At 70.4% G+C, this 12,834-nt stretch carries 13 protein-coding genes and 1 rRNA gene; 11 read left to right on the top strand and 3 right to left on the bottom strand.

Features of this window, described 5'->3' with window-relative positions; all coding sequences use genetic code 11:
• The first annotated feature begins 136 nt into the window (after nucleotides 1-136).
• From rrf to AB0B29_RS04615, 10 genes are all read left to right on the top strand, one after another.
• A 5S ribosomal RNA gene (rrf, locus tag AB0B29_RS04570) occupies nucleotides 137-253 on the top strand.
• Between the two features lie 61 nt (nucleotides 254-314).
• Nucleotides 315-959, top strand: coding sequence for an HAD family hydrolase (locus AB0B29_RS04575; RefSeq protein WP_362233946.1), 645 nt, complete (start codon nucleotides 315-317; stop codon nucleotides 957-959).
• Between the two features lie 69 nt (nucleotides 960-1,028).
• Complete coding sequence (locus AB0B29_RS04580; protein WP_362233949.1) at nucleotides 1,029-1,811, top strand: VC0807 family protein; 783 nt, start codon at nucleotides 1,029-1,031, stop codon at nucleotides 1,809-1,811.
• Nucleotides 1,812-1,871: 60 nt separating this feature from the next.
• Nucleotides 1,872-3,089: an MFS transporter gene (locus tag AB0B29_RS04585; RefSeq protein ID WP_362233952.1), complete on the top strand. Its 1,218-nt coding sequence runs from the start codon at nucleotides 1,872-1,874 to the stop codon at nucleotides 3,087-3,089.
• The gene (locus tag AB0B29_RS04590) at nucleotides 3,040-4,212 is read left to right on the top strand and encodes an acetoin utilization protein AcuC (RefSeq protein WP_362233955.1); all 1,173 of its coding nucleotides are present in this window, start codon (nucleotides 3,040-3,042) and stop codon (nucleotides 4,210-4,212) included. The genes AB0B29_RS04585 and AB0B29_RS04590 overlap by 50 nt, the downstream gene beginning before the upstream one ends.
• A 260-nt stretch (nucleotides 4,213-4,472) precedes the next feature.
• Entirely contained in the window at nucleotides 4,473-5,288 is an 816-nt protein-coding gene (locus AB0B29_RS04595; RefSeq protein WP_362233958.1) for a phosphatase, read from the top strand.
• Nucleotides 5,289-5,417: 129 nt separating this feature from the next.
• Nucleotides 5,418-5,630, top strand: a complete 213-nt coding sequence (locus AB0B29_RS04600) for a helix-turn-helix domain-containing protein (RefSeq protein WP_004984898.1) — start codon at nucleotides 5,418-5,420, stop codon at nucleotides 5,628-5,630.
• 156 nt (nucleotides 5,631-5,786) lie between these two features.
• A complete protein-coding gene (locus tag AB0B29_RS04605) occupies nucleotides 5,787-5,885 on the top strand; it encodes a 30S ribosomal protein bS22 (RefSeq protein ID WP_003948845.1) in 99 nt (32 codons plus the stop codon).
• Nucleotides 5,886-6,195: 310 nt separating this feature from the next.
• Nucleotides 6,196-7,257, top strand: coding sequence for an NAD-dependent epimerase/dehydratase family protein (locus AB0B29_RS04610; protein WP_362233960.1), 1,062 nt, complete (start codon nucleotides 6,196-6,198; stop codon nucleotides 7,255-7,257).
• Nucleotides 7,258-7,271: 14 nt separating this feature from the next.
• On the top strand, nucleotides 7,272-8,327 hold the full coding sequence (locus AB0B29_RS04615; protein WP_362233963.1) for a lysophospholipid acyltransferase family protein: 1,056 nt from the start codon (nucleotides 7,272-7,274) through the stop codon (nucleotides 8,325-8,327).
• Nucleotides 8,328-8,556: 229 nt separating this feature from the next.
• Here AB0B29_RS04615 and AB0B29_RS04620 read toward each other — a convergent pair whose 3' ends face one another.
• The 3 genes from AB0B29_RS04620 to AB0B29_RS04630 form a co-directional block, all read right to left on the bottom strand.
• The gene (locus tag AB0B29_RS04620; RefSeq protein ID WP_362233965.1) at nucleotides 8,557-9,807 is read right to left on the bottom strand and encodes a DUF5667 domain-containing protein; all 1,251 of its coding nucleotides are present in this window, start codon (nucleotides 9,805-9,807) and stop codon (nucleotides 8,557-8,559) included.
• 236 nt (nucleotides 9,808-10,043) lie between these two features.
• Nucleotides 10,044-10,814, bottom strand: coding sequence for an ECF subfamily RNA polymerase sigma factor, BldN family (locus AB0B29_RS04625; protein WP_030840376.1), 771 nt, complete (start codon nucleotides 10,812-10,814; stop codon nucleotides 10,044-10,046).
• Between the two features lie 383 nt (nucleotides 10,815-11,197).
• On the bottom strand, nucleotides 11,198-12,115 hold the full coding sequence (locus AB0B29_RS04630) for an HAD family hydrolase (RefSeq protein ID WP_344467279.1): 918 nt from the start codon (nucleotides 12,113-12,115) through the stop codon (nucleotides 11,198-11,200).
• A 162-nt stretch (nucleotides 12,116-12,277) separates the two neighbouring features.
• Between AB0B29_RS04630 and AB0B29_RS04635 the strand changes: the two genes are divergently transcribed.
• Nucleotides 12,278-12,556 (top strand): glutaredoxin family protein, encoded by a 279-nt coding sequence (locus AB0B29_RS04635; RefSeq protein WP_362233968.1) that lies wholly within the window; start codon nucleotides 12,278-12,280, stop codon nucleotides 12,554-12,556.
• The last annotated feature ends 278 nt before the right edge of the window (nucleotides 12,557-12,834 follow it).

The following is a 12,834-nucleotide window of genomic DNA, read 5'->3' on the forward strand; positions in this document are numbered from 1 at the left end:
AACGTGTGGAGTTGACCGGTACTAATAGGCCGAGGGCTTGTCCTCAGTTGCTCGCGTCCACTGTGTTGGTTCTGAAACCACGAACAGCCCCACGCTGCCACGCGTGGTGCGGCATTGTTCGACAGTTTCATAGTGTTTCGGTGGTTATAGCGTAGGGGAAACGCCCGGTTACATTCCGAACCCGGAAGCTAAGCCTTACAGCGCCGATGGTACTGCAGGGGGGACCCTGTGGGAGAGTAGGACGCCGCCGAACAATTTTTGGGAAAACCCCCGCATCTTCGGATGCGGGGGTTTTCTGCGTTTAGGCTCGGGTTATGCGTCATGACCTCGTGATCTTCGACAACGACGGTGTCCTCGTCGACAGTGAGCCGATCTCCAACCGGCTCCTGGCCGCCTATCTGACCGAGCTCGGGCACCCCACCACCTACGAGGACTCCCTGCGTGACTACATGGGCGCTGCCATGCACCGCGTACACGACCTGATCGGGGAACGGACCGGACAGCGGTTGCCGGAGAACTTCGACGACGTGTTCCACGGGCGGGTCTTCGCGGCCTTCGAGGAGGAGCTGAAGCCGGTGGCCGGTGTCGAGCAGGTGCTGCAGACGCTCACCGCGGACGCGGTGCCGTACTGCGTGGCATCCTCCGGGAGCCACGAGCGGATCCGGGTGGGGCACCGGACGACCGGGCTCGACCGGTGGTTCGACGAGAGGCGCATCTTCAGCTCGCAGGACGTCGGCCGCGGCAAGCCGGCTCCCGACCTGTTCCTGTACGCGGCCGAGCGGATGGGGGTCGCGCCCGAGCGGTGTGTCGTCGTCGAGGACAGTCCGCTGGGAGTGCGGGCGGCCGTCGCTGCCGGTATGGACGTGTACGGGTTCACCGCGATGACGCCGGCCGACAGGCTCGCGGGTGCCACTCAACTCTTCTCCGACATGGGGGAGTTGGCCGACATGCTGCTCTGACATTTGTCATGCCGGGGACCGGATGATCGTTTCTACCGGCGATCCGGTGCCGACCGCGAAGCTGGATGCATGACGACGAAGACGGGGAACACGAAGGGAAGCGACACCAACAGCCGGAGCGTGCTGCGGAACTTCGCGCCGTTGCTCCTCGACGTGGCGGTGCCCCTCGGGGCGTACTACCTCCTCAAGAACGGCCTCGGGATGAGCACCCTGGTGGCGCTCGGCCTGAGCAGCGTCGTGCCGGCCGTGCGGACCGGGTGGGGTGTGGTGAGGTCCCGTGCGGTCAACGGGCTGGCCGCGCTCATCCTCCTCGTGAACGTCGTCTCGCTGCTGCTCGGTTTCGTGGCCGGTGACCCGCGCCTGATGATCGCCAAGGACAGCGCGGTCAGCAGCACGATCGGGATCGGCATCATCCTCTCCGTGGCGCTCGGCAAGCCGCTGATGACGGCAGGTATGAAGCCCTGGGTGGTGAAGGGGGACGCGGGCCGGGAGGCCGCCTGGGCGCGGCTGCATGCCGGGTCGGCGCGGTTTCGGCGGGCCGAGCGGATGTTCTCGCTGGTGTGGGGGGTCGTACTCCTCGCGGAGTGTGTGGTGCGGGTGGTGGGGGCGTACACCCTGCCGGTGGAGACCATGGTGTGGCTCGGCAATGTGATCATGGTCGGCGCCATGGGGCTGGGCTTCGTGGTCGGTGGCGCGCTGGGCGCCGGTCCGATGGCCGCGATGGTCATCGCGGAGGCGAAGGCGGGGGCGGGGGACGAGGAGCAGGCGCCGTCGCGGACGGGTGCCGGCCGCTCGGGTGCGCCTCTCGGGAACCGTCGCGTGAACGCCGAGCTCGTGACGGCCGAGAGCTGAGAAGAATTCATCTTTGGCTGGATCTACCCACGAGTAAGCCGGGGCCCTACGCTCGCCGCCATGACAGATGTGCTGCGGCGCGGCAGGGCCTCGTTGGCGTTCAGCTTCTTGGTGCAGGGGGTCGCCTTCGCTCTGCTCGTGACGAGGATCCCGGCCATCCAGGGCCGCTACGGGGTCTCCGACGCGCTGCTGCCCGCGTTCCTGGCCGCCGTGCCGGTCCTCGCCGGGGTCGGGAGCGTGACCACCGAGCGGCTGGTGAAGCGGGTACCGCCGAGCCGGCTGCTGCGGTGGTCCCAGCCCGTGGTGCTGCTGGCGCTGCTCGGGGTCGGGGCCGGGGAGCGGATGGTGGAACTCGGGGTCGCACTAGCGGCGTTCGGGCTGGCCGTCGGGGTGCTGGACGCCTCGATGAACATGCTCGGAGTGAGCCTGCAGCGGTCGTACGGGCGCAGCATCATGCTCAGTTTCCACGCGGCCTACAGCCTGGGCGGGATCGTCGGGGCCTCGCTGGCCTGGGTGGGGGCGCACTGGCATCTGGCGTTGTGGGTGTCGTATCTGCCGGTCGTGCTGGTGCTGCTGCCGGCTGTGCTGGTGGGAAGCCGGTGGTACGTCGACGACCGGGGTGCGGCATCTGTGGCGGAGGGCCAGGCCGGGGAGGGCGGGGTGGTCGTCTTCAAGTGGCTGCTGCCGCTGTGTCTGGTGATGACGGTCGCGTACATCGGTGACTCGACGGTCTCCAACTGGAGTGCCAAGTATCTGCAGGACGTGCTGGGAAGCTCGGAGCAGCTGGCGACCGTGCCGTTCAACGTGTACATGATCACGACGCTGCTGGGGCGGGCGATCGGGGACTTCGGGGTGCGGCGGTTCGGGGCGGTCGCGGTGGTGCGGGGCGGTGCGCTCGTGGCGGCGGGCGGCTTCGCGGTGGTGGCCGCCGCGCCCGGTGCGTGGGTCGGGATGCTGGGGTTCACGCTGCTGGGTGTGGGGTTGTGCGTGCTGGTGCCGCAGACGTTCGCGGCGGCCGGGCGGCTGTTCCCGGGGGCTTCGGACGCGGCCGTGGCGCGGCTGAATGTCTTCAACTACGTGGGGTTCCTGGTCGGTTCGCCGTTGGTCGGGGCGCTCGGTGATCTGTGGAGTTACCGTGGGGCCATGCTGGTGCCGATGGTGTTGGTGCTGGTGACGCTGGTGTACGCCCGGTCGTTCGGCCCTCAACCGGACCGATACGGTGGCGGGCATGAGCGGCCGCGCACAGCTGATGTGGGACGAGGCAGTAACGGGCTATGACTTCGGGCCGGGGCATCCGATGGACCCCGTCCGGCTCGCCCTGACCCGGAGACTGGTCGACGCCTTCGGGCTGGACCGTGAGGTGGACGTGGTCGCCGCGAAGGCGGCCGGGGAGTCGACGCTGCGGCTCGTCCACCGGCCGGACTACATCGGGGCGGTGAAGGCGGCGTCTGCGGACCCGGGGGCGGCGGACCAGTCGTACGGGCTGGGGACGATGGACGATCCGGCGTTCGCGGGGATGCACGAGGTGTCGTCGCTGATCGCCGGGCAGTCGGTGGGGGCGGCGGAGGCGGTGTGGCGGGGTGAGGCGCTGCACGCGGTGAACTTCGCGGGCGGGCTGCACCACGCGATGCCGGGCGGTGCGTCCGGGTTCTGCATCTACAACGACGCCTCGCTGGCCATCGCGCGGCTGCTGGAGCTCGGGGCGGAGCGGGTCGCGTACATCGACGTCGACGTGCATCACGGCGACGGGGTCCAGGCGGCGTTCTGGGAGGACCCCCGGGTGCTGACGATCTCGCTCCACGAGCATCCGCGGACGCTGTTCCCGCAGACCGGGTGGCCGGAGGAGACCGGGGCGGACTCCGCGGAGGGTTCGGCGGTGAACGTGGCGCTGCCGGCCGGGACGGGGGACGCGGGGTGGCTGCGGGCGTTCCACGCGGTCGTACCGGAGCTGATCGCCGACTTCCGGCCGCAGGTGCTGGTGACGCAGCACGGGGCGGACACGCACTTCGAGGATCCGCTGGCGCATCTGGCGGTGTCTCTGGACGCGCAGCGGGCCGTGCAGGTGGCCTGTCACGACCTGGCGCACGAGTACGCCGACGGGCGGTGGGTGGCCCTGGGCGGTGGCGGTTACGCGGTGGTGGACGTCGTGCCGCGGTCCTGGACGCACCTGGTCGCGATCGCGGCGGGGCGGCCCGTGGAGCCGGAGGCGATGATCCCGGAGGCCTGGCGGCAGGAAGTCTTCGCGAGGACGCGGCAGTTGGCCCCGGCGCGGATGACGGACGGACGCTGGCCCGTCTCCTGGTCCGGCTGGGACGAGGGTTACGACCCGGCGGACCGGCTGGACCAGGCGGTGCTCGCGGCCCGACGGGCGGTGTTCCCGCTGCGAGGGCTGCTGGCGTGAGGGGGTGAGACCGGGCCCTGGGGCCTCACGTGCGGTCAGCCGCCCCAGTACGGGGGCCGCCCGCACACCTCCCGTGAGACGGGCCCCGCGGTTGGTCGTGCCGCCCACACATCAGCCGTGAGACGGGCCCCGGTGGGTCGTGCGGTGTTCGTTCGACGTGGGGTGGCCGCAGGCTGCAGCGGGCGGCGGGTGCTGGGCCGACCGTGCGGTGTTCGGCGGTTTCCGGGACAGGCCGCGTCGCGGTCACGCACGATCTTCTTGTGCTGACCACCGAAGCCCTCCGTGCGCACCTGGTGGGCGCGCGGCTCGCCGGGACCGTGGCGACCTCGCGGGAGGAGAGCCTGCGCAGCTATCGGCTCTTCGCGGCCCGGGACCCCCGGGTGCTGCTCGGGATCGATCCCGAAGGTGCCTGGAGGCAGCGGGAGTTGATCGAGCTGATGGCGGACCGGTGTGGTGTTTCGGCCGATTACCGTCAGGTTTCCGGCCAGGATGTGATCGATCCGGAGCGTACCCTGGCGGCGCTGGACGCCTTCGCGGAACGCCTCGCGGAGGCCGCCCGGCGGGGTGCTCCCGTGCTTCTCGGCACCGGGCACCCGCACCGGCTGCTCGGTTTCTACGGCGCTCTGGCAGACGCCCTGTCGGCGGCGGGATGTGCCGTCCTCACCCCCGCGCAGGGTCGCCGTGTCGACATAACGACCCGGTTCGGTCTACGTACGTACAACCTCGACTACGTACGAGGAGTCGCGCTCGTGCGGAGCTCCGGCCCCGAACGCCCCGGTTGTGAGCCCGGCGCACATACGCACTCACCTCTCCCGGTTCGTACCGTACTGGCCGCTTGCGCGGAGGCCGGAGGGCCTCTGCCCGAGCTGGTGATCGGGGATCACGGGTGGGTCTGCGGGGCAGGTCAGCTGGGGTTCGAGGCCATCGGGCCGGCCGACACGGACGACCCGGCGCTCTTCGTGGGGGAGGCCGAGGGGTCCGTCTCCGTCGTCGTTCCACTTGATGACGGCGTGCGGTCCGATTACTACCTGCCGCTTACCCGCTACGTACTCAATCGGGCGTGTCTGTCACAGTAGGCCGCCGATGGGTGCACCTCTTCCCCACTCGCATCACTGGCACCTACATTGGGGAGTGAGCACGCAGCGACGAAGAGTCACCGGAAGGGGAAGCCGGTGGCCGTCGAGTGCGGAAGGTTCAGGTGTGTCATGGCTGCAGCTGGCGAGAGGCCTCTGAACGAGGTTCAGTTCCTTACCGTGGCGGAAGTCGCCTCGGTGATGCGAGTGTCGAAGATGACCGTGTACCGGCTGGTGCACAGCGGTCATCTGCCCGCGATCCGTGTGGGGCGGTCCTTCCGCGTCCCGGAGCAAGCGGTTCACGAGTACCTCCGCGAGAGTTACGTGGGGGTGGAAACCGCCTGACGGCAGGGCCGGGGCGATCCCCCACAGGGCACTCGGGGATCCTCCCGGCCTCCTCGATTACGACCTCAGCGCTCGGACGGGTAGGCTGGCCCCTCGTAGGTCGTATGGGCCCATGGCGCCCAAACACCGAGTGATGAGAAGTGAGCGAGGGTAGTCGTGGGCTCTGTTATCAAGAAGCGGCGCAAGCGGATGGCGAAGAAGAAGCACCGCAAGCTGCTCAAGCGCACGCGCGTCCAGCGTCGCAACAAGAAGTAAGTTCGCGACGCGCACGCCGCGAGAGCGTTGCTGTGGCCCCCCACCACCGGTGGGGGGCCACACGCATATGTGCGCCGGGCCCGGCGGCGTGCGGCCCGGCGGCGTGCGGCCCGGCGGCACGCGCCGGCACCCAGCAGGACGTGGGCGGCACGCAGCGGGGCGGCGGCGCGACGGTGCCCCGCTCCTGCGTCCGGCTGGCTTCGGTCACTTCGCGCATCGGGGGGTCATCACAGCGCAACAACAACCCGCTAAGTTGGCCCCACGGGGGAACGCGGCGGGGACGACAGGTTCTGGAAGGAAGGCGCTGATCTTGGGCAAGGTCGTGCTCGTGACCGGAGTGGCCCGCCAGCTGGGGGGCCGGTTCGTCCGGCGGATCCAGCGGGACCCCGACGTCGACCGTGTCGTCGCCGTGGACGCGGTGCCGCCCGAGCACCATCTGGGCGGTGCGGACTTCGTCCAGGCCGACATCCGGCAGCCCGGCATCGCGCGGGTGCTCGCCGAGACGGGCGCCGACACGATCGTCCACCTCGACGTGACGGGCACACCGCTGGGCAGCGGCAACCGGGCCTCCCTGAAGGAGACCAACGTCATCGGCACCATGCAGCTGCTCGGTGCCTGCCAGAAGTCCCCGGCCGTGCAGCGGCTGGTGGTGAAGTCCAGCACGAACGTCTACGGCTCCGCGCCCCGCGACCCGGCCGTGTTCACCGAGACGACCCCGCCCAAGTCCCTGCCCAGCGGCGGCTTCGCGAAGGACACGGTCGAGGTCGAGGGCTACGTCCGCGGCTTCGCGCGCCGCCGGCCCGACGTGGCCGTGTGCGTGCTGCGGTTCGCCAACATCCTGGGCCCGACCGCGGAGACCCCGCTCGCCTCGTACTTCGCGCTGCCCGTCCTGCCGACCGTGTTCGGCTACGACCCCAGGCTGCAGTTCGTGCACGAGGACGACGTGATCGAGGTACTGCGGCTCGGCTCGCACGAACCCCGGCGGGGCACGCTCAACAGCGGCACCTTCAACATCGCCGGCGACGGTGTGCTGCTGCTCTCGCAGTGCTCCCGGCGCCTCGGCCGCCCCACCGTGCCCCTGCTGCTCCCGGCCGTCACCTGGGCGGGCTCGCTGGTGCGTACGCTGGGGATGACGGATTTCTCGCCCGAGCAGATCCGGCTGCTCACGCACGGCCGGGTGGTGGCCACGGGCCAGATGCGCGAGACGCTGGGATTCCAGCCCAAGTACACGACCGCGGAGACGTTCGCGGACTTCGCCCGCAGCCAGGGCCCCGGGCTGCTTCCGCCGGAGGCCCTCGCGGGGGCCGTCGACCGGATCGCCGGCCTGCCCCTCGCGGGCGGCGGACCCTCCCCGACGCAGAGCGCCAACTGAGGAGCGCATCAACGATGGCGGACGCCAAGGTCATTCCGTTCGACGACGACCGGTCCCGGGGGAGCGCCGCGCAGCGTCCCCAGCGGCGCCGGAGCGCCGGGAACCGCCGGCCGGGCGCGGAGTCCGTGCCGGTACGCGAGGTGCAGCCCCTGCCCACCAGGGCTGCTCCGCAGGATGATGTTCCCGTGACTTCCGAGGAACAGCCGCCGGAGCCTTCCCGGGACGGCGGGGGCGGGCTGGAACGGCGGATCGCGGGCGGCCTGTCCTTCCTGCGCCGCCGCCTCACCGGGGACTACGAGGTCGACGACTTCGGCTACGACGAGGAACTCACCGACCAGGTCCTGATGTCGCTGCTGCGACCGCTGTACGAGACGTACTTCCGGGTCGAAGTGAAGGGCATCGAGAACATCCCGGCCGAGGGCGGTGCGCTGATCGTCGCCAACCACTCCGGGACCCTGCCGATGGACGGCCTGATGATGCAGGTCGCCGTGCACGACAACCACCCGGCGGGTCGGCATCTGCGGCTCCTCGCCGCCGACCTGGTGTTCATGTTGCCGGTGGTCAACGAGCTGGCCCGCAAGCTGGGCCACACCCTGGCGTGCGCCGAGGACGCGTCCCGGCTGCTGGAGCAGGGCGAACTGGTCGGGGTGATGCCGGAGGGCTTCAAGGGACTCGGCAAGCCCTTCGCGGACCGATACAAGCTGCAGCGCTTCGGCCGCGGCGGTTTCGTCTCGACGGCGCTGCGCGCGGGGACGCCGATCGTGCCCTGCTCGATCGTCGGGGCGGAGGAGATCTACCCGATGATCGGCAACGCCAAGACGGTCGCGCGGCTGCTGGGCTTCCCGTACTTCCCCATCACACCGACGTTCCCGTGGCTGGGGCCGCTCGGGGCGATTCCGCTGCCGACCAAGTGGACGATCCAGTTCGGGGAGCCGATCCCCACGGACGGCTATCCGCCGGAGGCGGCGGAGGACCCGATGCTGATGTTCAACCTGACCGACCAGGTCAGGGAGCAGATCCAGCACACGCTGTACAAGCTGCTGGTGCAGCGGCGGTCGGTGTTCTTCTGACGCCGGTGTTCGCAGCGGCCGGCCGGCCGCTCGGAGCCGCCGGACGGAGTCCGGCGCAGCTGTCCGAAGCCCGCGGAGCGGTGCGAGGGCAGCAGACGGGAGGGGCCGAGCTGCTGGTGCAGCGGCGGTCGGTGCTCTTCTGACGCAGTGTTCCTCTGAGCCTGTCTGCTGCTGTCCGCGTACGGCTTCGGGGCGCCCCCGTGCTGAAGGGGCGCCCCGAAGCCGTCTGTTAGTCCGCGTCCTCGCCGTCGATGCCCAGGCCCGGCAGGAGACCGGGCAGGAGGGGCGGGAGCGTCACATCCGGCTTGGGGACGGGGGTGTGGCCTTCCGCGGAGGGGGAGGTGCTGGTGGCGTTGTCCTTCGGCGGGTCGAGCAGGCCGCCGGTGCTGCCGCCGAGCAGGCCGTCGCCGTCGTCACCGGAGCCGGCCGAGCGGCTGGGGCTGCCGCTGCTGCCGCTGCCCGTGCCGTGCTCGTCGCTGTGCCTGCCGCCGCTGTCGCCGGGGCGGGTCGAGCGGCCCGTGCTCGACGAGCCGCTGGGAGCCGACTCGGATGCGCCGTGCCGCTTGCCGCCGCCGCGCGTGGCCGGGGGCTCGGGCAGCAGGGAGCGCAGCGGGGCGACGTCCTCCTCTATGGCGTCGAAGACGGACGACACCTCCCTGCTGACGTCCCCGAGCTGGACGGGGAGTCGCTCGCGCAGTTCGCCCCAGGCCTCGCGGTGGGAGCGGGAGAACGCGGACAGGGCCTGGATGGGGCCGAGTGAGTCGGGGTCGCGCTGGTACGCCTCGCTCAGCAGCCGGCGGCCCTCCGACGCGTCGTGCCGCATGCCGGACAGGGCGCGGCGGATCTCGCCGAGGGACTCGTGGTCCAGGGGGCCGCTGCGGCCTCGCTCCATCAGGCGGCGGGCTTCGCTGAGCCGGGTGGAGGCGTGGTCGAGATAGACCCGGCCGCGCTCGTCCGCCCCGTCGGCGAGGCCGAGCTTGACGTCCTCGATGCCGCGCTTGAGGCCGTAGAGCGAGTCACCGGGAAGGGCGTCCGAGCTGGCGGCGGAGACTCCGCCGAAGGCGCTCGCGGCGACCCCGACGCTGAGTCCGCCGGCGGTGAGGCCCTTGGCGAGCCGGGAACGCGGCCGGAACTTCTTCAGTGAGCCCGCGCGGTGCGCCCCGTGGGCCCGGGACCGCTGTTCGGGGACCGCGCTGTCCGTCGCCCCGCCGCCCGCGGTGCCCTCCTGGAGCATGGCCTCGAAGGCGGCCACCAGCTGGGCCCGCTGGACGACCTTGACCTCCGGGTCGAGCTCTGGCTTGGGCAACGCGCCGAGCTCCGAGGCGAGCGCCAGATGGCGGGCCTGTTCGTTCGTCTCCGCGGTGGCCGGGGCCGGTGCCGATCCTTCGGGCTGCTCGGCCGCCGGGCCCTGCTCGGACTGCTCCTCGAGGGCCTGGGCGAAGGCGTTCGCCCGCCGGTGCGCCGATACGTTCGCGATCACTGGCGGCACCTCCTCTCGTCATGACGGTCGACTCCCCAGGGGGTCCTGAGGGTTGCACACCCTGGGCACGACCACACGATCGAGTGACCGGAGCCGGCCAGGGGGTGACCACAGGGAGCCTGCATTCCGCACAACGAGCGGCGTGGCACATGGGTTACGGACTCCGGCTCATCGGATGCCGAAGCCAACGGACTTTCACCGTCCGTGAGTTGGGTGTCGCCGAGCGTGCCGGTCGGTCAGCGGGCGTCTTCCGGCAGCAGCCGGGCGAGGGTGCGGACGGCCCGGTACTGGAGGGTCTTGATGGCGCCCTCGTTCTTGCCCATCACCCGGGCGGTCTCGGCCACGGAGAGGCCTTGGAGGAAGCGGAGCGTCACGCACTCCTGCTGCTGGGGGTTGAGCCGCCGTACGGCGTCGAGCAGGGCGGCGTTGGAGAGGGACTCCAGGACGGAGTCCTCGGGGGAGCGCTCGACCTCGTTGGCGTCGAGCATCTCGCCGGTGGTGACCTCCAGGCGGAACCGGCTGGACTTGAAGTGGTCCGCGACGAGGTTGCGGGCGATGGTCACGAGCCAGGCGCCGAAGTCGCGGCCCTGCCAGGTGAAGGTGCCGATCCTTCTGAGCGCCCGCAGAAAGGTCTCGCTGGTGAGGTCCTCGGCGGTCGCCTTTCCTCCGACCCGGTAGTAGATGTACCGGTAGACGGTGTCGCTGTACTGGTCGTAGAGGCGGCCGAAGGCGTCGGACTCGCCCGCCTGGGCGCGCTCCACGAGGTCCATCATCCGGGCGCTGTCGCTGTCGGCGGCAGGCCGGCGTGCGGTGGCCGCGCCGGAGGGGCGCCCTCGTCTGCCGACCGCGGCGCTGCCGTCGGCCAGTGCGTAGCAAGGGCCTACGGGCGCGGCGGTGGCGAATGCGGGGACGGCGTACGCGGTGGGGACGAAGCCGCGCAACAGGTCTTGGACCGTTGCGCGCAGCGTAGCCAGGCCCGAGGCGTCAACCCCGACGTGTGGGTACACGGGACTCCCAGAGGCAGAGCTTCCATCACGTGCAGTGCGGGACCTTTCACCCGTCGTAGCGACGGAGGGGTACCGGTTTGCGTCTGAGGAGAATAACGCTTCGTGCAGGCGCTGCTACACCGAGTTGCTCAAATCGTCGATTACGTCGCTTCCGTAACCGATTGCCGCCCGATCAAGTGCCGAAGCGTGACCGGATGGTGTTTGGAAAGTTTCGGATTGCGGCTGAGTGCAGGGCAGGTTGTGGCCGTGTGCAGCCAAGAGGACTGGAGAGGAGGTTGTGGGGGTACGCCAGTTGGATTTACGGCGATTGTCAGGCCGCAAACATCCGTGTCCCGGTTTGATCAGCGGTCGCCGGTCGCCGGTCGCCGGTCTGCGGTCCGCCGTCAGCGACGGCGGCGGTGCAAGGCGATGGCGGCCGCCGTCCCGCCCGCGACCGCGCCGACGCCCGCTGCGGCCGGGATGCCGACCTTGGCCGCCTTGCGGCCCGTGCGGTAGTCGCGCAGGCGCCAGTCCAGCTGCCGGGCGTGCTTGCGCAGCTTGCTGTCCGGGTTGATGGCGTAGGGGTGGCCGACCAGGGACAGCATCGGGATGTCGTTGTGCGAGTCGCTGTAGGCGGCGCAGCGGCCGAGGTCCAGGCCCTCGGCGGCGGCCAGGGCGCGGACGGCCTCGGCCTTCGCGGGGCCGTGCAGCGGTTCGCCGACGAGCTTGCCGGTGTAGACGCCGTCGACGGACTCGGCGACCGTGCCGAGGGCGCCGGTCAGGCCGAGGCGGCGGGCGATGACCGTGGCGATCTCGACGGGGGCGGCCGTCACCAGCCACACCTTCTGGCCGGCGTCCAGGTGGGCCTGGGCGAGGGCGCGGGTGCCGGGCCAGATGCGCTCGGCCATGTACTCGTCGTAGATCTCTTCGCCGATCGACTGCAGTTCGGCGACGCGGTGGCCCTGGACGATCGACAGGGCCGAGTCGCGGGCCTCCTGCATGTGCTCGGGGTCCTCGACCCCGGCGAGCCGGAACCACGCCTGTTGCCAGGCGAACTTCGCCAGCTCGCGCGTCTCGAAGAACTTCCGCTTGTACAGGCCCCGCCCGAAGTGGAAGAGGGCCGCGCCCTGCATGACGGTGTTGTCCAGGTCGAAGAAGGCGGCGGCCCGGTCGTCGCCGTGCACCGGGAACTGCGGTTCCTCGGTCGTGCCGGCGACTTCCTGCGTGGACTTGCGGGCTGCCTCCGCCGAGGCCTCGCCTGCCAAAACGCTCCGCGCCGTGGCGGAGCGCCTACGGGGAGTGAGCCATCCTAGAGCGGCCATGGCGTGAGCATAGCCAGTTTGTTCGGGGGTTCCGGAGTCGGAAGGTTGGGGGCGTGTGAACTCTCGGCAAGCATGTCGTCAAAAGACGCCGTGCGGGACGGACGCGGTCGGCGTGTCCGCAGGGGCCTTCTCGGGGTTCCGCTTGTCCGCGGGCGCGCGACAATGGCCGGCATGAGTCCCCTCTTCCGTCGCAGGCCCTCCGGTGACCGGCTCGTCACCCTGATCCGCAAGCCCGGCTGTCATCTGTGTGATGACGCACAGGTCGTTGTGGAGAAGGTGTGCGGTGATCTGGGAGTCCCCTGGGAGCAGAAGGACATCACCGAGGATCGGGAACTGCACGACCAGTACTGGGAGCAGATCCCGGTCGTGCTGGTGGACGGCAGGCAGCACACGTTCTGGCGCGTGAACGAGGACCGCCTGCGCAAGGCGCTGACCGACTGATCCCGCCCGGTGAGCGACTGACCGATCAGTCCAAAGGGTCCGCCAGGTCGCTTAGGATCGATGGTGGCTAGGTCTCGGGGGCGGGATTCACTGAGGAGAGTGTGCGGGTTTGCCCCCAGAAGACAAGGAACGGTGGCGTCCAGGCGCCGGTTCCCTGCGCGTGCGCCGGGGGTGCGTGACCCCGGTCACGTTGGCCGGGCAAATCGGACACCATCTTTGTGCACGCGTTCACAAAGACATAGCCTGCATTCGACGGGGCGGTCATGTAGGGACGTATG

This window comes from Streptomyces tibetensis, from assembly GCF_040647715.1.
Taxonomy (GTDB): domain Bacteria; phylum Actinomycetota; class Actinomycetes; order Streptomycetales; family Streptomycetaceae; genus Streptomyces; species Streptomyces tibetensis_A.